We start from the raw sequence: 21,934 nt of genomic DNA, 5'->3' as shown, positions 1-21,934 counted from the left end.
GAACTGAAATCATCGAACGTGGCAGAAATATTAGCTAAGACAGTGGGTTTCTGGCTTAGCTAATATTTCAGGCAAATTTCAAGACAAGCGGTTTTCTTGGCTTGAAATTTAGGTGAAAGAGCATCGGCGGTCTTTGCCGATCTCTGTAGCCGGCCGGCCACGAGAGATGATTTCAGTTCCGAAACGGAGCTAGACCACTGTCGCCTGATGGCGGCCTGAAACACTGACGCTGCCGGACAGCGTAAGGACAAAAAAACTGAGATCGTGACGATCTCAGTTTTATGCTGCCAGCTTGGGAAGCGCTGGTTTGGCAAAATAGTAACCTTGGAAATAATGAATGCCAAGGGTTTTGGCGAAGTCGACATCGACTTGGTCTTCAACCCCTTCCAAAATAATCCGCAAATTCCCTTTACGGGCAATATCTGCCCAAAAGCGAATCCGTTCTTGAATCCGTTCAGTTGATTCAGTTTTCCGCAGGTTTTGAATCGCAAACTTCACCCCATCAACATAAGGGATCAATTGTTGCACCAGTTCAAAGGAGTTGTCAGAGCCTACATCATCAATATGAATGCGAATGCCGGCAGCGCGATAAATCGCGGAAATATTGCGCGTCGTGGCTAAGTCTGGGACATCAACGATTTCAACGGTTAACCCAGTCGGACCGTCTTGACTTTGTAAACAAGCAATCAAGGCATAAGCGGTTTGGGGATCTGCGAATTGCGCTAAGGTTAAGTTGATCGCCACATTTTTACACTTCGCATTGGCGACAGCTTGATAGATCAATTCCACTTGCAAATCGATTGCGAGGTCAAAGGAATTCGGCAACATCCAACGTGCTTGCGCCACATCATAGGTCCGCAGTAACAATTCATTGCCCCATACTTGCACAGTTTCACGTTGGGCATCCATGATCGGTTGCGCATAGAAGGCATAAGTTGGCGCAATGCTTGGCACGTCATCCCCTGAAACTGGTGCGCCATCAACCGTGATGGTGTCGCGGCCACGTTGTTTGGAGGCGTATAAATTATCATCAGCACGCTTGTATAAGTCGTCGACGACCCCGTCGCCTGCTTTCATGCCAGTGACCCCGATCGACGCAGTGACAGGGATCGCGACCCCTTCATAACTAAATTGACCATCGTGGATCGCTTGCCAACATTCGCGGATCACCGGCAATAATTGATCAGGTGTTGCATTAGGGAAGGCGATGTTGAACTCTTCGCCGCCGATGCGATAAAAATGCTCATGTAAGTCGTGCTTGTGAAACACCCCGATCAAAGTTTCTGCAGTTTGGATCAAAACCGTATTCCCGGCTAAATGACCGAAATCTTGATTGATTTTCCGCAGTCGATCAATATCTAATGCCATTAAGCTCAACGGTTCATGGTTGGCTTGGGCATGGTCAAACAATGCCGTAATATCCGCTTGATTACGGGTGTAAGTTTTTTCGTTAGTTAAATTGTCATAAGCAGCCAAAGCTTCCAAATGTTTTTGATGTTGGAATTGTTGCCACTGTAAGTTCCAATAAAAGCTGGTAAAGGCGCCCATCACCAAAAACATCGCAACTGCTTGCGTCGCTAACCGACCGTCAACGCGCAATCCCATCGCTAACGGTGGCACAGTGTACCAATAAGCAATGGCAGCAAAAGTTGCCACTACCATCAAGGTCCGCGCGCGATAGCGAATTTTTTCTTTGCCGATCCGCACTAAAACCAAAATCACCACCATCGCCGCCATTGCAAGCAATCCCCAAGCTGATTGCCCGCTGGCATGATGAAAAAGCCAAACGCTTGCCAGTCCAAGCGCCCGCACAACATATTCAACTAACGTCATTTGTTCATCAAATAAAGGCACGATCAAGGTGAATAAGCCGATGTTGGCAAACATCATGCTATCCATAAAGCCGGCATAACCACCATAAGTCATCAACGCCCCGATCATTAATGGCATCAACGTCAAAAACCAGCGAAAAGCAGTTTTATACTGACCGTCACCGAGTGCTTTGCGCCACAAATATAAATCAAAGCCGACAAACCCTGCGGTGAAAAATGTCGCCGCAACTGTTTGCACCAGCCACATGCCCATCGATAAATTTCCAAAATTAAAGTTCAAGCCGCTCTCCCCTCCGGCTGTTTCACATTTTGGCTCCATTTTCTCACAATTATTTTGTCATGAAAAGGTGGTTTAACAGGGTTTTTATGAAAAATAACACGTTACGCGCGACTTGTTTTCACCGCCATCACCGCAAGCCGCGTGTTAAAATAATTCTATTAATTATTGGAGGCCTATTCGTGAGTTATAAAGCCATCGCATTATTTGATTTAGACAAAACATTGTTAAATCCCCAAAAACAAATTCCACCGGAAAACCTCGCTGCGCTGCAGGCGTTAAACGACAATCACGTCTTAACGGTGCTTTCCACTGGACGCAATTATTATGAACTGGCAGACTGGATGCGCATCGGTCACATTCCCAGTGCCATCGCCGCTAACGGCGCTGACGTCTATCACAATGGGCATCACTTATATGAAAGTCCGGTTGGCTTGCCACAACTACACCGCCTAACGCAACAAGCTGGTCAAGATGGCGTCGCGTTAGCCTATTATAACGGCCGTCGTTCTGCGCTTTCTCAAACCACCCCAGAAACCGAAGCCAATTATCAATGGGTTCGTCAAACGCCTCCGCCAGTCGATCCGAAATTCTTCGATCACGATGATGTCTGCATGATGCTGATTTTCTTGGCGCATAATGCCAAAGGCGACGCCATGGGAGAATGGTACATCAACGCTTTTCCAGAATTACAATTTTATCGCAATGGGGAAAGCACATTAGATATCGTCAATGCCCACCAATCCAAAGCTAGCGGTTTGGAGATCTTGATGAAACAACCAGAACTCGCCAGCTTACCAACATATGCTTTTGGCGATGGCAACAATGATATCGAGATCTTACAAGCAGCGACTGTCGGCGTCGCCATGGGGAATGCCTTGCCACAAGTCGCCGCGATCGCGGATTATCAAACTGACGACTATTTACACGGTGGGATCCCTAAGGCCCTTAAACATTTTGGGCTGATTTAATTAAATAACATTATTCTGTTCTTCAAGCCGATGATTTCGGGGTTATTTCCGGATACAATAATTTGACGAATCAAACGTTTGTTCGTATACTAATAAAGGACGTTTGGTGTACCGTTTGTGAATCAAACAGACCGATACCATTCCCCGAAAAAATAATTTTTTTATCTATCCAAGGTTGTTCTCGTCGGCTACAGCGCTGTTATACCAGCCTGTACCAGCAAATTTACCCTTGACAAGCTCAGCCGCCAGCTATTGGGTTGCGCGGACTTGTGAACCAATTTTCACAAACTTTCAAAAATTGGCGTTTGGTTAAATTCTGCTATACTGGAATCAACTTGTTGCCGCGACTGCTGGTTGCGACACTTGGATTAGATAACTTGGAGGCCTTTACGTGATCGATCAATCTACCCTTAAGCCCATTGTGTGGCTGAATGATAACTGCTATATTACGTTAGTTCCAGACGCCGCGTATAATTTGGAAGTCTGGGAACGCGATTCTAACGATCACGAACAGCGCCTTGGCCGCATGGATTATAAATTCCATCGCGATACTTTCGCTGGCTTCATTTATCGGCTGCTGCCAAAAATCGATTTATTACAGATCCACGCGATTCAAAAGCGCCTCAATCCCTATTTTGATTTGGAAGTGTAACCATGGATGCTTTAGTGATGAAGTTATTGATCATGGTGATCGCCGCATTGATCACCACGATCACCTTATTGGTCTTTGAATATCGCACCAAGCAAGGCACGAAGCTGTCTTACAGCTTAAAAGGCCTTGTCGGTATTGTTTTAGTCGGCGTGTTGATCAGCCTACTGACAGTCCGCTAACCACAAAAAGCCGCAATTTGCGGCTTTTTGTTTGCACTAGAGCCTCACGATATCCGCCATCAGGCGACAGTGGGCTAGCAACGGTTCAGTGATTTGAAATGGGGACTCCAGCTGGCTCGCCGGTGCGTAGTGAGGGTCCAAGGGATTTGTCTAGCCGAGAGCCTCGCTACGCTCACCTCTCGCCGGATCTCCACCTGCGGCTTTCCGTAAGCGGTAAATCGCTAACGGAAATCTCACTACGCACCGGCGGCCAGCTTCCGTCCTCATTTCAAATCACTTCCACTACGCTAGTCCACTGTCCCCGATGGCTACGAAATGCGTAATGCCTACGTTGATATCATGTTTAGTCATAGTAAATGACGTCGTAACTCGGCGTATTTGACTTGTAAGCCAGTGATATCAACGTAGAAAAGCTGTGGACGGAGATGATTTGGCAAAACGGAGGTGAATTGGACAATTGCCTGTGGGAGTGAAATCAAGTGAGACACCGGTTTGTGGCGGCTCACGCAGATTTCACCGGCAAAATATGAAACAAAGTGCTTTTCTTTGGTTCATATTTTAGTCGCAAGAACATCGGCGGTCTTTGCCGATTTCTGCAGACGGCCGCACGGCAACTTGTCCAATTCACCGCAGTGACGCCAAATCGTCGGAGACCACAGATTTTCGTGCCGGAGGCATTTTAGTATAGTTTGCTGAAACACTTACGCTGCTGGACAACGACAGCAAAAAACCGCCGAGTCACAATCGACTCGACGGTTTTTGTTTAGGCGTGCACTTTAGCGATTTTCCCTTGTTCGATATAAACCGATAAGATCGCAGCATCTGCAGGGTTGACGCCGGAGATGCGGCTGGCTTGCGCTAGCGTCTCTGGTTGGATCTTGGTGAGCTTTTGACGGGCTTCAGTCGCTAAACCGCTGATAGCTTCATAATCGATGTTATCAGGGATCTTCTTGGCTTCCATGCGCTTGAGTTTGGCAATGCTTTGCATTTCCTTGTCGATGTAGCCAGCGTATTTGATCTGGACTTCCACTTCTTCAGCGACGTAACGATCAACTGGTGCAACTGCAGGAATAATTTCAACGAGATCAGCATAAGTAACTTCTGGACGCTTCAAGAAGTCACTTGCTAACACACCATCTTTTAACGCAGGCATATGGTGAGCCTCAAGAAAGTCAGCGACGTCTTTAGGCTTTAAGCGGGTGTTTTCCAAACGCGCTTTTTCTGCAGCGATAGCCGCCTTTTTAGCGGTGAATTGGGCGTAGCGGGCATCTGAGATCAACCCTAACTCGCGACCCATATCTGTCAAACGCAGATCGGCGTTATCATGACGCAAAATCAACCGGTATTCTGCACGAGAGGTCAACAAACGATAAGGTTCGTTGGTGCCTTTAGTCACCAAATCATCGATCATGACGCCGATGTAGGCATCTGAACGCTTTAAGGTGAAGCCAGGCTTGTTTTGGGCGCGTAAACCAGCATTGATTCCGGCGATCAAACCTTGACCAGCGGCTTCTTCATAGCCGGAAGTGCCATTCATTTGACCAGCAGTAAATAAGTTTTTGACGACTTTGGTTTCCAAAGTCGCAGTCAACTGCCAAGGTTCAATGATGTCATATTCGATCGCATAACCTGGACGCATTAATTCTGCGTGTTCCAAACCGGCAACCGAGTGCAACATTTTCAATTGGACTTCTTCTGGCATGGAGGTTGAGAAGTCGCCGACGTAATATTCGTCAGTATCGCGGCCTTCTGGTTCCAAGAACAATTGATGACGCGGCTTGTCAGCAAAACGCACCACTTTGTCTTCGATCGATGGGCAATAACGAGGGCCGACGCCTTTGATCACACCAGAAAACATTGGCGCGCGATCGAGGTTTTGACGAATGATATCATGTGTCGTGCCATTGGTGTAAGTCATCCAGCAAGACAATTGATCTTTTAAATACATGGAATCAGGAGTCATAAAGCTGAAGTGATGTGGGGTGGTGTCGCCTGGTTGTTCTTCAGTTTTGGAAAAATCAATCGAGTTGCCTACCACACGCGGTGGGGTCCCAGTTTTGAAACGACGGAGCTTAAAGCCGTTGTCTTCCAAACTTTCAGATAACTTGATGCTTGGCAATGAGTTATTAGGACCTGAGGAATACATCAACTCGCCGATGATGATTTTCCCTCGACTGGAAGTCCCAGCAGTTAACACCACACTTTTGGCGCGATATTGCGCACCAGTGGCGGCCACAACGCCGACACAAACGCCATCTTCAACTAATAAGCGTTCTACTAACCCTTGGCGCAAATCCAAGTTTGGTTCTGCTTCGATGGTCGCTTTCATGCTACGATGGTAAGCGGCTTTGTCAGCTTGGGCCCGCAAAGCGCGGACTGCTGGGCCTTTACCAGTGTTGAGCATCCGCATTTGAATGTAAGTTTTATCAATGTTGTGACCCATTTCACCACCAAGGGCGTCGATTTCACGTACGACGATGCCTTTGGCTGGGCCGCCGACACTTGGGTTACATGGCATGAAGGCTAACATTTCCAAGCTGATGGTGATCAGCAAGGTGTGGTTGCCCATTCGCGCTGAGGCTAATGCGGCTTCACAACCTGCATGCCCGGCACCGACGACGACAACGTCATAGTCTGCTGCTGCATATTCACGAACTTCTGGCATAACTGCTCCTTTACTTCCCTAAACAAAATTGTGAGAATAACTGCGTGATCAACTCATCTGGTGCGGCATCCCCAGTGATCTCACCGAGTTTGTCCCAGGCTGCGGTCATATCGATTTGGACCAAATCGATCGGCATGCCAGCTTGAATGCCATCAAGGACGGCTTGTAAGCTGACCTTCGCTTGCCGTAATAACCCGATTTGACGACTGTTAGATACCATCAATGTGGTTTGCGAATTTTCGATCCCATCATTGAATAAATCAGCGATTTTGGTATCTAATGCCGCCACCCCAGCACCAGTGGTGATCGAGGTGCGAACGATTTGCGATTGGTCGACGCGATCGCCTAAGTCCATTTGCACTGGTAAATCTTGTTTGTTCAACACCACGATCCGTTGTTTATCTGCAGTGGCGTCAAGCAATTCAAGGTCTTCTGACGTTAACGGCTGTGACGCATCTAACACCAATAAAATCAGATCTGCTTGGGTGATCGCTTTGCGTGAGCGGGCAACGCCGATTTTTTCGACTTTGTCTTCGGTATCGCGGATCCCAGCAGTGTCGATCAACTTCAACGGCACGCCGCGAACGTTAACATATTCTTCCAACACATCACGCGTGGTGCCGGCAACATCTGTGACAATCGCTTTGTCTTCATGCAACATGTGGTTCAACAAGCTGGATTTCCCGACATTTGGCCGCCCAACGATGGCTGTGGCTAATCCTTCGCGTAAGACTTTCCCTTGGCTAGCGGTTTGCAACAATTCGTCGACTTTAGCTAACACCATCTCTGCTTTTTCTTTGAGCATTTGGGTGGTCATTTGATCCGTATCGTATTCGGGATAGTCGATGTTGACTTCGACTTGCGCTAACACTTCTAAGATCTCTTGGCGCAAATTCGTGATCAACCGGCGTAAATCGCCATCCAGTTGATCGACTGCCACTTGCATCGCGCGATCGGTTTTGGCGCGGATCAAGTCCATCACCGATTCTGCTTGCGTTAAGTCAACGCGACCATTTAAAAAGGCGCGTTTGGTGAATTCACCTGGTTCAGCGAGCCTTGCACCTTGGCCTAACAACAATTGTAAAATGCGGTTCGTTGGGACGATGCCACCGTGACAATTGATTTCGACCATATCTTCGCGGGTGTAAGTTTTTGGTGCACGCAACACGCTGACCATTACTTCATCAACCACTTGGTGATCATCTGGATCTAAAATATGACCATAATTAATGGTATGGCTGGCCACTTTGGTCAAGTCTTTGCCTTTGAACAGCGTTTCGGCAGTTTGGACGGCATTTTCACCGCTTAAGCGGACAATACTGATGGCCCCTTCACCAGGCGGCGTGGAAATCGCTGCAATGGTGTCATATTCTGTGATGGTTGATGGCAAGATTAAGCTTCCTTTCAAACAAAAAAGTGCACCATCCAACTTGCGGACGCCAAATAGGGTCTCGCAAATTGGACAAAGCACTTTGACTACTTCATCGATTAATTTGAACTCATTGTATACAAAAAGTCAGTGTTTGGCAAGTTTAATGTCTTGCTGGTGTGATCACCACATACCGTCTAGGATCAACGCCTTCGGAATGGGTCTCCACATAAGCGTTATCTGACAAGGCGGAATGAATCGCTTTGCGTTCAAACGCTGGCATCGGATCTAAGTACACCGCAGCACCTGTGGCCACGACGTCTCGCGCAGTTTTTTGGGCGAGGCGTTTGACTGCAGCATCGCGACGCTCACGATAATCCCCGACATTGACCATGATCGTCCATTTGGCTTTGCCATAACGATTAAATTCGGTTTGGGCTAAATATTGAATCGCATTGATGATCTTACCGTGTTTGCCGATCAACTGCGCTTCTTTGTCAGTGACCACGTCAAACCAGACTTTATCACCTTTGCGTTGGCTATCAATAGTTGCTGTGATTTGTAGTTGGCGAATGATATCTTCTAAATAACTTTGCACCAAGGCGATCGCGGTTTGATCGTCGCGTTGACGTTTATCGCTTGCGGCATGTGGCAAATGCACGTGATGCGCAGGCTTAGGCTTTGGCGCAGGTTTTGGTTCTGGGGCGATCACCAACGGCTTTAAGTTGACGATCGCGGCTTTTTTCCCTAAACCGAATAACCCTTTTTTGCCTTCTTGAATCACATCGACGCTAACGGCATCGCGGGCAACGCCTAAACTTTGTAAGCCTTGGTCGATCGCTTTTTGAATGGTGGTGCCTTGAAAAGTCGGCATAATGTCCTCCGAGGTTGAAATTCTCACAAAAAATCGAAAACGAGGCCGAGACTGATACACGTGTCTGGGCCTCGTTTAAGTTTAATTAACGCTTGCGCAAGGCATTTTTAAGGGCTTTACGTTTCGCTTTTTCTTTGTCTTTAGCGGCTTGGGCTTTAGCTTCACGCTGGCGACGTAACTTGAATGGATTTTGGATCAAGAACGTTTGGGCCAAGGAGAAGGCGTTGGTAACCACCCAGTAAATCGCTAAGGCACTTGGGAATTGGAACGCCATGAATAAAATCATCAAAGGCGAAATGGCAACCATCGCCCAAGACATCGTTGTGCGTTGTGGTTGGGCCAACGTCGACACCAAACTAGTCAGCAAGGTGAAGATCGCCGCTAAGATCGGCATGATGAAATAAGGATCAGGTTGTGCTAAGTTGACCCACAAGAAATGCCCAGTCTTTAACGCATCGGTACGGTAAATGGCTTGATACAAGGCAAACAAGAATGGCATTTGAATCGCTAATGGCAAGCAACCCATGATCGGGTTGATCCCTTCTTCAGCGTAAAGCTTTTGCGTTTCTTGTTGGAGCTTCTTTTGGGTCTCAGTATCTTTGGACTTATATTTTTGTTGAAGTTCTTTGAGTTGCGGGGCAATTTCTTGCTGCTTGCCCATCGACTTCAATGAAATATAACTCAATGGGAAAATGATGATCCGGATCAACAAGGTGAAGATGATGATCCCGACCCCAGCATTGCCGCCAAAGAACTTCGCTAACCATAAAATGAATTGACCAGCGTTATAAATAACGTAACGATCCCAAAAGCCGGTACTGTTGGCAGTGACAGTAGAAGTGCCACACGCCGTCAGCACGACAGCCATTGCCATCAAAGCAAAGACTGCCCCCAGCCGCTTAACGGTTTTCTTACTCACGTGAATCCCTCTTTCGTCAACGTGTCACGCAATGATGCGTGCGACTAGATGATGTCAACGTCGTCAGCAAGTATGCCAGCTAACGTCAACACGTGGATCAAGTTTTTCTTGGTTTGGGCCATATCAAGCTTGGCCGCACCACGGCGAGCGATCACCAAAAAATCCGCTTGCGGATCGATTTCTGGTTTTAATTCCAATAGGCTTTGGCGCACATAGCGTTTGATCCGGTTGCGACCAACAGCAAAATGCGCGACTTTTTTCCCCACTGAAATGCCCACCCGAAAATGTGGTTGATCTCGTTGCAGGTGGTAGATCACGAAATTACGGTTAGCCACCGACTGCCCGTGATCAAACACATCTTGAAATTCAGCTTCTTTTTTGATGCGATACGACTTACGCACGAAATCTCCCTCACAATCTGTCCTTAAGTATACAAGATGCGACGATTTGACGCATTAGTTTCTTAGTATTTCCTATGTAATATGTTGAATTGTCACCTGAATTGGTGAAGTCGGTCGAAACTCCAAGCATGGCCGGCGGCACATAACGAGGGTCCTCGACAAAGCTAGTCTGGATGTCTCACTATGCTCGCCACCAGCCGGATCTTTGTCTGCGGCTTCTGCTAAGCGATAAATCGCTAAGCAGAATCTCGCTATGTGCCACCGACCAGCCTTCCGTTTCAACCAACTCACACTGCAAGATCAATCGTTCATCACAATAATTACTGATCAACCAGTCATCTAATGTGCAATCGACGAAACCGAACAACTGATGCAGTGCCAGCACCCAGCGCGGAGTCAATTGATCAGGCAACGAATTTGCAAAAAAAAACCACTGACGCGGTCAGTGGAGTTTTTAGGCAGATAATACTTTACGTCCCTTAGCGCGACGACGAGCTAAAACTTTACGGCCGTTCTTCGTGCTCATACGCTTCATGAAGCCATGGACGCGTTCGCGATGACGCTTCTTTGGTTGAAATGTCCGTTTAGTGGTCATGGTAGCACCTCCTATTTAGAATACTATTTTCAGTAACTTTGTTTACTTATCAAACATTATCCCATTATACGGATGACTGGTAGTCACGTCAAGCATTTGGTGTTATAATCCCGGAATTTTCTTTTCCACAGAAAACTGAAATTTGTAGAAAACCTGTGTATAAGTTGTCAAAAGGCGATTTTTCACTTTCACGGTCATCCACAAGATACGCGCAGGTTTTCCGCAAGTTCACATCCCTGTTCAGAAGTTTTCCACAGGCTGTTTTTAACTTGTTTATAACTTGTGAAACATGCGTTCTAATGGGCTTGTTCAATTTTCTGAATTTGTGGACAACTCACCGAAATCCGCTGATGTTCATGAGTTGCTCACGACCTTGTGGAAAAGTTTTTAACATGGGTGTGGGTGAACTTTTCCTCATGTTGCGAATTGTGTGGAAAACTACTTTGCTTGTGGAAAACTAATTGAGAAAATGCTAAACTTAATGTCGCGATGCTTTGCGCTTTTTTGGTTGAATATTTATACATCAACGTGAAGCAAACGCCGCGCGTACAGCTTTTGTACGTGAAAGGAGGGTTTAGGGTGCCAACAATCGAAGAACTGTGGGCGTATTTACAAGATAAATTCCGCGCAAGTTTGACTGCGACCGGGTATAGTACCTGGATCAAAGATGCCAAACCTGTACGCCTCACAGGCAATACATTAACCATCGGCGTCCCTTCGGAATTACACAAAAACTATTGGGAGAAACGCTTAGTCACCAAAGTCGTGGAATGGGCTTTTGCCTACAACAACTTAGAGATCAATCCTGTCATTGAAATCACCGGCTCTTTACCTGATGAAGTGATCGGGTTAGGCAATGCTGAGCCTGAACCAGAAGTCAAAAAAGTGGTCCCTACCTATAAGGAAACCACCCACCTCAATCCGAAATACACGTTTGAAACGTTTGTCACTGGCAAAGGCAACCAAATGGCCCATGCTGCAGCGTTAGTCGTTTCTGAAGAACCAGGGATGTTGTACAATCCGCTGTTTCTTTATGGTGGCGTCGGTTTAGGGAAAACTCACTTAATGGAAGCTATCGGCCACCAATTGGTGGAATACAAACCTAATGCCAACGTGAAATATGTGACGTCAGAAGCCTTTGCCAATGACTTCATCAACTCGATCCAAACCAAAAAACAAGAACAGTTCCGGCAAGAATACCGCAATGTCGATTTACTTTTAGTCGACGATATTCAATTTTTTGGTGAAAAAGAAGCCACCCAAGAAGAATTCTTCCATACGTTCAATGCCTTATATGAAAACAAAAAACAAATCGTGTTGACGTCAGACCGTTTGCCAAGCGAGATCCCCAAGTTACAAGAACGGTTAGTGTCGCGGTTTGCTTGGGGGTTATCCGTCGATATCACCCCACCTGATTTGGAAACGCGGATCGCGATTTTGCGCAATAAAGCAGACGCAGAACATTTGGTGATCCCAGACGATACGCTTTCTTACATCGCCGGGCAAATCGATTCTAACGTCCGGGAACTTGAAGGGGCTTTGGTGCGCGTGCAAGCTTACGCGACGATGAATCACTCTGATATTTCCACTAGTTTAGCTGCAGACGCGTTAAAGAGTTTGAAGTTATCGGATAAAGACGCCGCCTTGACCATCGGCCAGATCCAACAAGTCGTCGCCAAATACTACAGCGTCACGGTATCTGAACTCAAAGGTAAAAAGCGCGTCAAACAAATCGTCATGCCGCGGCAAATTGCGATGTACTTGTCTCGTGAAATGACCGACTCATCATTACCAAAGATCGGCGCCGAGTTCGGTGGCAAAGACCACACGACGGTCATTCACGCCCATGAAAAAATCGCCGAACAAATGGGCCTTGATGAGCAATTGAAAACTGAAATTATAGAACTCAAGAACCGCCTCAAAAATCGCGGCTGATTTGGCTATGTGGACAACTTTTCAAAACGACCGGACTTATCCGTTTGACTTATCCACAAGGGGATAACAGAATGCAACGTTGTTTCGCAAAGTTTTCCACAGCATCCCCAAGGCCTACTACTATTACTTAAAAGCTTTTATTCTATTTACACTGCACCTACAGGAGGACTGTCATGAAATTCACCATCACGCGTGCCACCTTTATTAAAAAACTCAACGACGTATCGCGAGCGATCTCAAGCAAAACCACGATCCCGATTTTAACCGGATTGAAGTTAGTGCTTTCTGATAACGGCTTAGTGTTAACGGGTAGCGATGCTGATATTTCTATCGAAGCACGCATCGACGCTGATGCCGAAACCAACGACTTGCAAATCGAATCGACTGGTAGCATTGTTTTGCCAGCACGGATCTTTAACGAAGTGGTCAAGCGCTTGCCAGATGCCAAAATGACTGTCGACGTTCAAGATAACTTCCAAACAGTGATCACTTCAGGTTCTAGTGAATTTACGATCAACGGGTTAGATGCCAACAACTACCCACATTTGCCAGAAATCGTGAACCCACAACCTTTGCAAGTGCCTGCTGATGTGTTGAAGCAATTGATCAACCAAACCGTTATTGCGGTGTCCAACCAAGAAAGTCGTCCGATCTTAACTGGTGTGCATGTGATCATTTCTGATGGCCAACTGTTAGCTGTCGCCACAGATTCTCATCGCTTGGCGCAACGCACCATCGAATTGCCTGCTGCGGCAGACTCTCAATATGATGTGATCATTCCAGGGAAGTCGTTGATCGAACTTGGCCGAATGTTGACTGATGACATTCAAACAGTTGAAATGCGTTTTGCTGAAAACCAAGTCTTGTTTGTCGCTGGCCAAACCAACTTCTATTCGCGTTTGCTGGAAGGTAACTATCCAGATACGAGTCGCTTGATCCCAACTAGCTCCACGACTCAAATCGAATTCGATGCCCCAGCATTGCTGGCTGCAATTCAACGGGCCAGCTTGTTGAGTCATGAATCCAGCAACAACGTCGTGCGGTTGAACTTGAATGCTCAAGAACAAAGTGCAGTGATCTACGGGAACTCTCCTGATGTCGGGAATGTCGAAGAAGCGTTGACTTTCAACAGCTTGGCCGGGGATGATTTGGAAATTTCCTTCAACCCTGACTACATGAAAGATGCGCTGCAAGGCTTTGGCCAAGCAACCATCGAAATCGACTTCACCGCACCACTACGCCCATTTACCTTGGTGCCATCTGAAGATCATGAACACTTCATTCAACTGATCACGCCGGTGCGGACTTTCTAAATCGGTAATTGCTTCACCAAAACGTCGCGGTTGCGGCGTTTTTTTTTATTTGGCCAAGTTTGTATTTGAACTGTAAAAAATGGTTCTGCCTTCTTTTGCGTAATTTATAAAAGAGGAGGTCATTTCAATGAAAAAGCTCTTAGGCGTGTTGTTGCTGTGGGTGAGCTTTTGGTTTGTCGGTTTATCTACCGTGCACGCAGAAACGCAACCTTTGCCACCAGATTACGATCCGATTCAAGGCGGGATGGTGTTTCGACCACCCAAGGATCTGTGGATCAAGGCCGATAATTCTGTGGCGATAATTCCGATTGCATATTTGCCAGGTGGTCCACTTAAGCCCTCGGAATTAAGTCAAGCAAGTTACCACGTGACAGTAAACGGAAAGGGCGTACCAGTTCAACCTATAACTAACCCATCTCAATTAGAATTCGCAACACCATCAGAACTAAGCCTCGGCGCTATTAACACAGGCGGATTAGGTATCATCGTCCGAACTAATAGCACTGGCGATTATGCTTTAAAGATAGTAATGAACATCAATCAAGATAGCAATAACTATGAAACTGAAATGATTTTACACGCAAGAGAACAAATTTCAGCGATTACTTGGGCAGATACCAGCTTTAAAGCAATCCTTAGTCCGTTGCCTCAATTAGTATTGTGGCACCATCTTTATGGTGAAGTAACGGTTGAAGACGGCACGATAACGTCAACGATAAGTTCAAGTGCATTTAAGTGGCCATCTACGCCATCGTTTTATATGGTGACGCCTTCGAGTGTAGATACTACTGCTATCGAAAGTATCAGATTAAGCGCAGGACAACTGCAGTTAACCGTCGCCGGTGGCGTCGCAACGCAACAATTTGGATTGTTACCGATCACTTTGACAAATGGTCAACCACTTATCTTAGACTTTGATTATATAAAACCAAATCCTGGTACCAAGTTAGAATTTGTCTGGAAATTCCATCAGCAAGTTCCTGATATCACCATGCCAGACATTGTGACGGATACGCCGAGTCTCAACGCTGCGCAGGTTCAAAAAGCAAGTGGCTCATTGCAGTTGGTACTTCGGTATTCAAATGCGCAGTCAACGGTTGAATATCGAAGCTCAGTCATCACTTATGTCTATCGACCTTCGAGTCAACCATTCACTCAATCGTTGCTACCACCAGCTAACGCCACTGTCTCCTTACCAGCAATCATTCAAGGTCCGGTCACAGTAAATGCTGGCCTTGCTGATTGGCAAGTGAATCAACCAGGCATGTGGCGCCTCACCATAAATATCAGCAATTTAAAACAGGCTGATGGTGCGAGGCTACAAGCTGATCTTAAGTGGCCGAATGGTACGTTGATCACGCCGACGCAACCTTATTCAGCAAGTTATAACGGCCAACAACTGTTGCCATTGTCACAGATCGACTGGGTGTTTCAACAACAACCGCTGGCTAAAGCAGGACATTATCAAGCCGAGATCCAAATTCAAGCGATCTCTGGTCCGTAAAAAACGCAAATTTGGCTGAATGCGTACATTTGGCCAAATTTGCGTTTTTAAGGGGGTGTACGTGCCCCGATACTAGATTCGCTTAAAGTCGGCTGAAACCGCCGTATATTGCGTCATGTCATTGAGTTTTGCTCACAAAAACGGTATACTATATAGGTAGTATTATTCAAACGACAAAAGGAGTGGGCAACGAATGGCAACAGTTGAGATCTCGACTGAATACATTACGCTAGGTCAGTTGTTAAAAGATGCTGGCATCATTGATTCTGGTGGTCAGGCAAAGTGGTTCCTGGCGGAAAACCGCGTGTTGGTCAATGGGGAAGAAGATTCCCGCCGCGGTCGGAAATTGCGTGCAGGCGATACCGCAACTTTGCCTGACAACACGGTGATCACCGTGGTTCAAGCTGGATGAGGTTAGCGCATCTAACGCTAAAAAATTATCGCAATTATCCTGCGGTGGACACTGATTTTTCGCCTCAAATCAACGTGTTGATCGGGTCGAATGCTCAAGGCAAAACCAATTTGCTAGAGTCAGTGTACGTGTTAGCGTTAGCGCGGAGCCATCGCACCAACAATGATAAAGAGCTGATCAAATTTGGCAGTGATTTTGCCAAGATCCAAGGCCAAGTTGAAAAAGCGACTGGTTCGCAACAATTGGAATTGATCATTTCCACTCAAGGGAAAAAAGCGCGTCTCAATCGGATCGAACAGCCTAGGCTGTCCAGTTATGTGGGACATTTCAATGTGGTGTTGTTTGCGCCAGAAGACCTTGCCATTGTCAAAGGCAGTCCAGCGAATCGCCGGCGGTTCATCGACATGGAATTTGGTCAAATGAGCGTGAAGTATTTGCAAGAGTCGACTGCTTATCGCACTGCGTTGAAACAGCGCAATGCTTACTTGAAACAACTGCGGTTGCATCAAGCCAAAGACCTGATGTTTTTAGAGGTATTGTCGGATCAATTGGCGACTGCCGGCGCTGAAATTGTGACGCGACGGCAAGCACTACTGCAACAAATGGCGACATTTGCGGCGAAAATCCATGCAGACATCACGAAAAATCATGAAGTGCTGACCTTTCAATATGTTTCCCAAGTGCCAGAAGCGGCCCGCGGGGATGTCGCGCTTGCTAAAGCGGCAATTTTAGACTTGTTAGCCAAACATCGTGAGCGTGAGTTGATGTTAGGCACAACACTAGTGGGTCCGCACCGCGATGATGTCGCTTTTATCGTCAATGATAAAAACGTCGCCAACTTCGGTAGTCAAGGACAACAGCGCACCACTGCCTTGGCAGTGAAACTCGCTGAAATTGATTTGATGAAAGCTCAAACTGGCGAATATCCGGTGTTATTGCTGGATGATGTGTTATCAGAACTCGATGATGATCGCCAAACCCATTTACTCAAAGCGATTCAAAATAAAGTCCAAACGTTTTTGACCACAACGAGTTTGGATGGGATCGCACAAGAAATAATCGATACGCCGGCAGTCTTTTATGTGAAAGACGGCCAGCTCATGAAGGAGGAAACTAGCGGTGACTGATAAAGAAGAAGCCCAAATCGAAGCCAAAGAAGAAAAGGCAGCTGAATATGATGCCAGCCAAATTCAGGTGCTTGAAGGCCTAGAAGCCGTTCGCAAGCGTCCTGGTATGTATATTGGCTCCACTTCCCAACAAGGTCTCCATCATTTGGTTTGGGAAATTATTGATAACGGGATCGATGAAGCGTTAGCAGGTTTTGCTACCACTATCGATGTGACGGTTGAACCAGATAATTCCATTACTGTTTTTGATGATGGTCGTGGGATCCCAGTTGATATCCAACGCCAAACTGGCTTGCCTGCCCTTGAAACTGTGTTTACCATTTTGCACGCCGGTGGGAAATTCGGCGGCGGCGGATACAAAGTTTCTGGTGGGTTGCATGGTGTCGGCGCGTCAGTCGTCAACGCCTTGTCCACTAAACTTGACGTCACTGTTAGCCACGGCGGCAAGTATTATTACATGGACTTCACCCGCGGCAAAGTGAACACCAAAATGAAAGTCATTGGCGATGCCCCAGAGCATGCCCATGGCACCAAAGTTCACTTTATTCCCGATCCCGATATTTTCACGGAAACCACCACTTATGATGACAAGATCTTAACGCAGCGGATCCGCGAGCTGGCCTTTTTGAACAAAGGGTTGAAGTTGACTTTCACCGACAAGCGAGCTGACACGGCTGAAAAGCTGGTGTTCCACTATGAAGGTGGGATCAAAGAATATGTCGACTTTTTGGATAAAGGTAAAACCAATGTCTTAGAAGAACCGATTTATGTTGAAGGCCAAGCCAAAGGCATTACGGTGGAAGTGGCGTTGGATTATACCCAAGACTATCACACCAACTTGATGACTTTTGCCAACAACATCCATACCTATGAAGGCGGGACTCATGAAACTGGCTTTAAGTCTGCTTTGACGCGAGTAATCAATGATTATGCGCATAAGTCAGGGCAACTTAAAGACAACGACGACGCCTTGTCTGGTGAAGATGTCCGTGAAGGCATGACCGCTGTGGTTTCTGTCAAGCATCCAGATCCACAATTTGAAGGGCAGACCAAGACCAAGCTTGGTAACGCTGATGCACGGACGGTCACTGACCGGACCTTCTCAGAGCATTTTGCCAAGTACTTGATGGAACATCCAACACAAGCCCGCCAAGTCGTTGACAAAGCGATGCTTGCGTCAAAAGCCCGTGCTGCCGCTAAGCGTGCCCGCGAAGTCACCCGCAAAAAGTCTGGTTTGGAAATCTCTAACTTACCTGGTAAGTTGGCCGATAACTCCAGTAAAGATCCTGAGATCTCAGAATTGTTCATTGTCGAAGGGGATTCCGCCGGCGGTTCTGCAAAGTCTGGTCGTTCGCGGTTGACCCAAGCAATCTTACCGATTCGTGGGAAGATCTTAAACGTCGAAAAAGCCTCAATGGAACGTATTTTGGCTAACGAAGAAATTCGGACGCTGTTTACGGCGATGGGCACTGGTTTTGGCGAAGAATTCGATGTTAAAAAAGCCCGTTATCACAAATTGATCATCATGACTGATGCCGATGTCGATGGCGCCCACATTCGGACGTTGTTATTGACGTTGATCTATCGTTACATGCGGCCACTGCTTGATGCCGGCTTTGTCTACATCGCCCAACCGCCTTTGTATCGGATCCGCCAAGGTAAAATGATGCGCTACATCGACTCTGATGAAGAACTTGAAGAAGTATTAGGGACGCTGCAACCAAGTCCGAAACCTGAAATTCAGCGTTATAAAGGGCTTGGTGAAATGGATGCCAGTCAATTGTGGGAAACTACGATGGATCCTGATAAGCGCCGCTTGTTGCGGGTATCACCAGAAGACGCTGAAGCCGCAGATGGCATTTTTGAAATGTTGATGGGCGATAAAGTCGAACCACGCCGCAAGTTTATCGAAGACAACGCGGTTTATGTCGATGCCAAAAACATTGATGCTTAACTATGAGCTTCGGCAGTTGAAAATTTAGGCTTCCAGCTGGCACAGCACGACATGGTGAGGGTCCTCGGGAAAGCTAACTTGGATCAGGCGCAACGCGACTGATCCAAGTGGATCTTTCCCTGCGGCTTTCCGTAGGTGGTAAACCGCCAACGGAAATCTCACCATGTCGCACTGACCAGCTTCCAGCCTAAATTTCCAACTGCCTGCGAGTTAAGCTGATCAATGATTGAATCGACCTGGAGTCCAGAATTTTTCGACACCTAAACAAAGAATTTCAAACTTAAACGTCATGATGAATTGAAAGGAGCAATGCAGCATATGGATGACCGCCAAGAAAGTCGGATCACGACTGTTAATTTGGCCAAAACGATGAAAACATCGTTTCTGGAATATGCCATGAGTGTGATCGTCGCCCGGGCTTTGCCTGATGTGCGCGATGGCCTCAAGCCAGTGCAGCGCCGGATCTTGTATGGGATGAATGAACTTGGGGTGACCCCTGATAAGCCATACAAAAAGTCCGCTCGTATCGTCGGGGATGTCATGGGGAAATACCACCCACATGGTGACTCATCGATTTACGAAGGCATGGTGCGCATGGCGCAAGACTTCTCTTACCGTTACATGTTAGTCGACGGCCACGGGAACTTTGGGTCAGTTGATGGTGATGGTGCCGCTGCGATGCGTTACACTGAAGCGCGGATGAGTAAGATCACCATGGAAATGTTGCGCGACATCAACAAAGACACCATCGACTATCAAGATAACTATGATGGCACAGAAAAAGAACCAGTGGTTTTGCCGGCACGTTTTCCTAACTTGTTAGTCAACGGTGCCACTGGGATCGCCGTGGGGATGACCACCAACATTCCACCGCACAATTTAGCTGAAGTGATTTCTGCGTTGCACATTTTAATGGACAATCCAGAAGCCACCACTGCTGACTTGATGACCGCTTTGCCAGGGCCTGACTTCCCAACTGGGGCGTTAGTGCTAGGGAAATCTGGTATTCGCCGCGCTTATGAAACAGGGAAAGGCACCATCACGGTTCGCGCTAAAACCGAGATCGTCACCGAGAAAAACGGTCGCGAACGCATCATCGTCACCGAAATTCCTTACATGGTCAACAAGGCCAAGTTAGTGGAACGTATTGCTGAACTTGCTCGCGAAAAGAAAATCGAAGGGATCACTGATCTTAACGATGAATCTGACCGCGATGGGATGCGCATCACCATCGATATTCGCCGCGATATGTCAGCATCCGTGGTCTTAAACAACTTGTTTAAGTTGACGCCTTTGCAAACTGGCTTCTCCTTTAATATGGTGGCTATCGTCAACGGCGCGCCAAAGACGTTGCCATTGAAGTCGATCCTTGAATATTACTTGGAACACCAAGAACAAGTGATCCGTCGGCGGACGGCTTTTGAATTGAAGAAAGCCCAAGCCCGCGAACATATCTTGGAAGGCTTGAAGATCGCCTTAGATCATATTGATGAGATCATCAGTATTATCCGTGGTAGTGAAACTGGCGACAAAGCCAAAGTCATTTTGATGGACAAGTACGCTTTGTCTGATAAACAAGCCCAAGCGATTTTGGATATGCGCTTGGTTCGCTTAACTGGTTTGGAACGCGACAAAGTTGAAAATGAATTAAGTGAAATTCGCAAAGCCATTGCCGATTACAAAGATATTTTGGCTCGGCCGGAACGAGTTCACCAAATCATTTACGACGAATTGTTGGAAATTCAACGGAAGTTTGGCGACAAACGCCGCACGGAACTTTTGGTCGGCGAAGACTTGAACATCGAAGACGAAGACTTGATCGAAGAAGAAACAGTGGTCATCACCTTGACGCACAATGGTTACGTCAAGCGTTTGCCACAATCTGAATTCAAGTTACAAAACCGCGGTGGTCGCGGTGTCCAAGGTACCGGTGTTCATGATGACGACTTTGTGGAACATTTGATCTCCACTTCGACGCATGATGTGCTGTTATTCTTCACCAACTCTGGTAAAGTTTACCGCGCTAAAGGCTATGAGATCCCAGAATATGGGCGCACCGCCAAAGGCATTCCGATCATCAACTTGTTAGGCATCGACAACAACGAGAAGATCCAAACGGTGATCAACGTCAACAACGGTGAAAAACACGCTGACTACTTGTTCTTCGTGACCAAACACGGGATCGTTAAGCGCACGCCTGTCGCGGAATTCTTGAATATCCGCAAAAACGGGTTGATCGCCTTGAACATGAAGCCAGACGATGAACTTAGTCGCGTGATCCCAACGACTGGGGATGCGACGATGTTGATCGGGACGCATAACGGCTACTCAGTCACCTTTAAAGAAGATTCGGTGCGCTCCATGGGCCGTTCAGCTACTGGTGTCCGTGGGATCCGCTTGCGTGATGACGATTATGTGGTCGGCGCCGACGTCTTAACGCCTGATTCTGAAGTTTTCGTGGTTTCTGAGAAAGGTTATGGCAAGCGTACGGCTGCTGCTGAATACCCGATCAAAGGCCGCGGGGGTAAAGGGATCAAGACTGCCAATGTCACCGAAAAGAACGGGCCATTGGCCATCGTCACCACGGTTTCTGGTCATGAAGATATTATGGCGGTCACCGACGCAGGGGTCATGATCCGCTTTAACATCGACACCGTTTCGCAAACTGGTCGTGCGACCTTAGGGGTGCGTTTGATGCGTGTTGATGCAGGGACTAAGGTCGTGACTGTGGCTAAGTTGGCTGAAGAAATCGAACCTGATGATCCAAACACACCTGCTGCAACCACTGACAGCACTGCAACCACTGATGCAGCGGCAACACCTTCCAGTGATGCACCAGCAGGGGATGCTGATGCGCAAGTCAACGAATTGCTGAACCGCGCTGAGGAAGATCAAGCTGACGATTCAGACGACAACGAATAAGTACCATCAAAAACAGCCAGTTTGCACTGGCTG

The 21,934-nt window shown here is 47.1% G+C and carries 17 protein-coding genes; 10 read left to right on the top strand and 7 right to left on the bottom strand.

Translation table 11 applies throughout. The features are described from left to right. Nucleotides 1-279 precede the first annotated feature (279 nt). Nucleotides 280-2,112, bottom strand: a complete 1,833-nt coding sequence (locus tag EKM92_RS08875; protein WP_164509951.1) for a sensor domain-containing diguanylate cyclase — start codon at nucleotides 2,110-2,112, stop codon at nucleotides 280-282. A 179-nt stretch (nucleotides 2,113-2,291) separates the two neighbouring features. On the opposite strand from EKM92_RS08875, the gene EKM92_RS08870 reads away from it, so the two are divergent. The 3 genes from EKM92_RS08870 to EKM92_RS13615 all read left to right on the top strand — a co-directional run bounded on the left by EKM92_RS08870 (nucleotide 2,292) and on the right by EKM92_RS13615 (nucleotide 3,911). Beyond that, nucleotides 2,292-3,080: a Cof-type HAD-IIB family hydrolase gene (locus EKM92_RS08870; protein ID WP_225420761.1), complete on the top strand. Its 789-nt coding sequence runs from the start codon at nucleotides 2,292-2,294 to the stop codon at nucleotides 3,078-3,080. A gap of 391 nt (nucleotides 3,081-3,471) precedes the next feature. Beyond that, the gene (locus tag EKM92_RS08865) at nucleotides 3,472-3,732 is read left to right on the top strand and encodes a hypothetical protein (RefSeq protein ID WP_125709965.1); all 261 of its coding nucleotides are present in this window, start codon (nucleotides 3,472-3,474) and stop codon (nucleotides 3,730-3,732) included. A 2-nt stretch (nucleotides 3,733-3,734) separates the two neighbouring features. After that, nucleotides 3,735-3,911, top strand: a complete 177-nt coding sequence (locus tag EKM92_RS13615) for a hypothetical protein (RefSeq protein ID WP_164509950.1) — start codon at nucleotides 3,735-3,737, stop codon at nucleotides 3,909-3,911. 763 nt (nucleotides 3,912-4,674) lie between these two features. Here the strand turns inward: EKM92_RS13615 and mnmG are convergent. The 6 genes from mnmG to rpmH all read right to left on the bottom strand — a co-directional run bounded on the left by mnmG (nucleotide 4,675) and on the right by rpmH (nucleotide 10,734). After that, a complete protein-coding gene (gene mnmG, locus EKM92_RS08860) occupies nucleotides 4,675-6,576 on the bottom strand; it encodes a tRNA uridine-5-carboxymethylaminomethyl(34) synthesis enzyme MnmG (RefSeq protein ID WP_125709963.1) in 1,902 nt (633 codons plus the stop codon). Nucleotides 6,577-6,586: 10 nt separating this feature from the next. Next, a complete protein-coding gene (gene mnmE, locus EKM92_RS08855; protein ID WP_125709961.1) occupies nucleotides 6,587-7,966 on the bottom strand; it encodes a tRNA uridine-5-carboxymethylaminomethyl(34) synthesis GTPase MnmE in 1,380 nt (459 codons plus the stop codon). A gap of 142 nt (nucleotides 7,967-8,108) precedes the next feature. After that, nucleotides 8,109-8,819 carry an RNA-binding cell elongation regulator Jag/EloR gene (jag, locus tag EKM92_RS08850; RefSeq protein WP_125709958.1) on the bottom strand — a complete coding sequence of 237 codons (711 nt, stop codon included), beginning with the start codon at nucleotides 8,817-8,819 and terminating at the stop codon, nucleotides 8,109-8,111. An 85-nt stretch (nucleotides 8,820-8,904) separates the two neighbouring features. Further along, complete coding sequence (locus EKM92_RS08845) at nucleotides 8,905-9,738, bottom strand: membrane protein insertase YidC (RefSeq protein WP_125709957.1); 834 nt, start codon at nucleotides 9,736-9,738, stop codon at nucleotides 8,905-8,907. Between the two features lie 44 nt (nucleotides 9,739-9,782). Continuing rightward, on the bottom strand, nucleotides 9,783-10,139 hold the full coding sequence (gene rnpA / locus EKM92_RS08840) for a ribonuclease P protein component (protein ID WP_125709955.1): 357 nt from the start codon (nucleotides 10,137-10,139) through the stop codon (nucleotides 9,783-9,785). Nucleotides 10,140-10,593: 454 nt separating this feature from the next. Beyond that, on the bottom strand, nucleotides 10,594-10,734 hold the full coding sequence (gene rpmH, locus EKM92_RS08835; RefSeq protein ID WP_003568442.1) for a 50S ribosomal protein L34: 141 nt from the start codon (nucleotides 10,732-10,734) through the stop codon (nucleotides 10,594-10,596). Nucleotides 10,735-11,313: 579 nt separating this feature from the next. Here rpmH and dnaA point away from each other — a divergent pair. The 7 genes from dnaA (at nucleotide 11,314) to gyrA (ending at nucleotide 21,901) form a co-directional block, all read left to right on the top strand. After that, entirely contained in the window at nucleotides 11,314-12,669 is a 1,356-nt protein-coding gene (dnaA, locus tag EKM92_RS08830; RefSeq protein WP_125709953.1) for a chromosomal replication initiator protein DnaA, read from the top strand. 173 nt (nucleotides 12,670-12,842) lie between these two features. Next, nucleotides 12,843-13,982: a DNA polymerase III subunit beta gene (gene dnaN, locus EKM92_RS08825; RefSeq protein ID WP_125709951.1), complete on the top strand. Its 1,140-nt coding sequence runs from the start codon at nucleotides 12,843-12,845 to the stop codon at nucleotides 13,980-13,982. Between the two features lie 127 nt (nucleotides 13,983-14,109). Then, on the top strand, nucleotides 14,110-15,486 hold the full coding sequence (locus EKM92_RS08820; protein WP_125709949.1) for a hypothetical protein: 1,377 nt from the start codon (nucleotides 14,110-14,112) through the stop codon (nucleotides 15,484-15,486). A gap of 193 nt (nucleotides 15,487-15,679) precedes the next feature. Continuing rightward, on the top strand, nucleotides 15,680-15,898 hold the full coding sequence (yaaA, locus tag EKM92_RS08815) for a S4 domain-containing protein YaaA (protein ID WP_125709948.1): 219 nt from the start codon (nucleotides 15,680-15,682) through the stop codon (nucleotides 15,896-15,898). Then, nucleotides 15,895-17,025: a DNA replication/repair protein RecF gene (gene recF / locus EKM92_RS08810; RefSeq protein WP_125709947.1), complete on the top strand. Its 1,131-nt coding sequence runs from the start codon at nucleotides 15,895-15,897 to the stop codon at nucleotides 17,023-17,025. Before yaaA ends, recF begins: the two co-directional genes overlap by 4 nt. Then, on the top strand, nucleotides 17,018-18,979 hold the full coding sequence (gyrB, locus tag EKM92_RS08805; protein ID WP_125709945.1) for a DNA topoisomerase (ATP-hydrolyzing) subunit B: 1,962 nt from the start codon (nucleotides 17,018-17,020) through the stop codon (nucleotides 18,977-18,979). The genes recF and gyrB overlap by 8 nt, the downstream gene beginning before the upstream one ends. A gap of 318 nt (nucleotides 18,980-19,297) precedes the next feature. After that, nucleotides 19,298-21,901, top strand: coding sequence for a DNA gyrase subunit A (gene gyrA / locus EKM92_RS08800; RefSeq protein WP_125709943.1), 2,604 nt, complete (start codon nucleotides 19,298-19,300; stop codon nucleotides 21,899-21,901). The last annotated feature ends 33 nt before the right edge of the window (nucleotides 21,902-21,934 follow it).

Origin of the sequence: Lacticaseibacillus porcinae (assembly GCF_003946305.1) — a bacterium.
GTDB lineage: Bacteria > Bacillota > Bacilli > Lactobacillales > Lactobacillaceae > Lacticaseibacillus > Lacticaseibacillus porcinae.
The sequence above is the reverse complement of the archived record's forward strand: the minus strand, read 5'-3'. Positions and strand labels throughout refer to the sequence as shown.

What these genes read in the sequence shown, in the direction of transcription:
- EKM92_RS13615 (WP_164509950.1), top strand. Translation starts at nt 3,735, where the DNA reads ATGGATGCTTTAGTGATGAAGTTATTGATCATGGTGATCGCCGCATTG.
- mnmG (WP_125709963.1), bottom strand. Translation starts at nt 6,576, where the DNA reads ATGCCAGAAGTTCGTGAATATGCAGCAGCAGACTATGACGTTGTCGTC.
- jag (WP_125709958.1), bottom strand. Translation starts at nt 8,819, where the DNA reads ATGCCGACTTTTCAAGGCACCACCATTCAAAAAGCGATCGACCAAGGC.
- rpmH (WP_003568442.1), bottom strand. Translation starts at nt 10,734, where the DNA reads ATGACCACTAAACGGACATTTCAACCAAAGAAGCGTCATCGCGAACGC.
- dnaN (WP_125709951.1), top strand. Translation starts at nt 12,843, where the DNA reads ATGAAATTCACCATCACGCGTGCCACCTTTATTAAAAAACTCAACGAC.
- EKM92_RS08820 (WP_125709949.1), top strand. Translation starts at nt 14,110, where the DNA reads ATGAAAAAGCTCTTAGGCGTGTTGTTGCTGTGGGTGAGCTTTTGGTTT.
- yaaA (WP_125709948.1), top strand. Translation starts at nt 15,680, where the DNA reads ATGGCAACAGTTGAGATCTCGACTGAATACATTACGCTAGGTCAGTTG.
- recF (WP_125709947.1), top strand. Translation starts at nt 15,895, where the DNA reads ATGAGGTTAGCGCATCTAACGCTAAAAAATTATCGCAATTATCCTGCG.
- gyrA (WP_125709943.1), top strand. Translation starts at nt 19,298, where the DNA reads ATGGATGACCGCCAAGAAAGTCGGATCACGACTGTTAATTTGGCCAAA.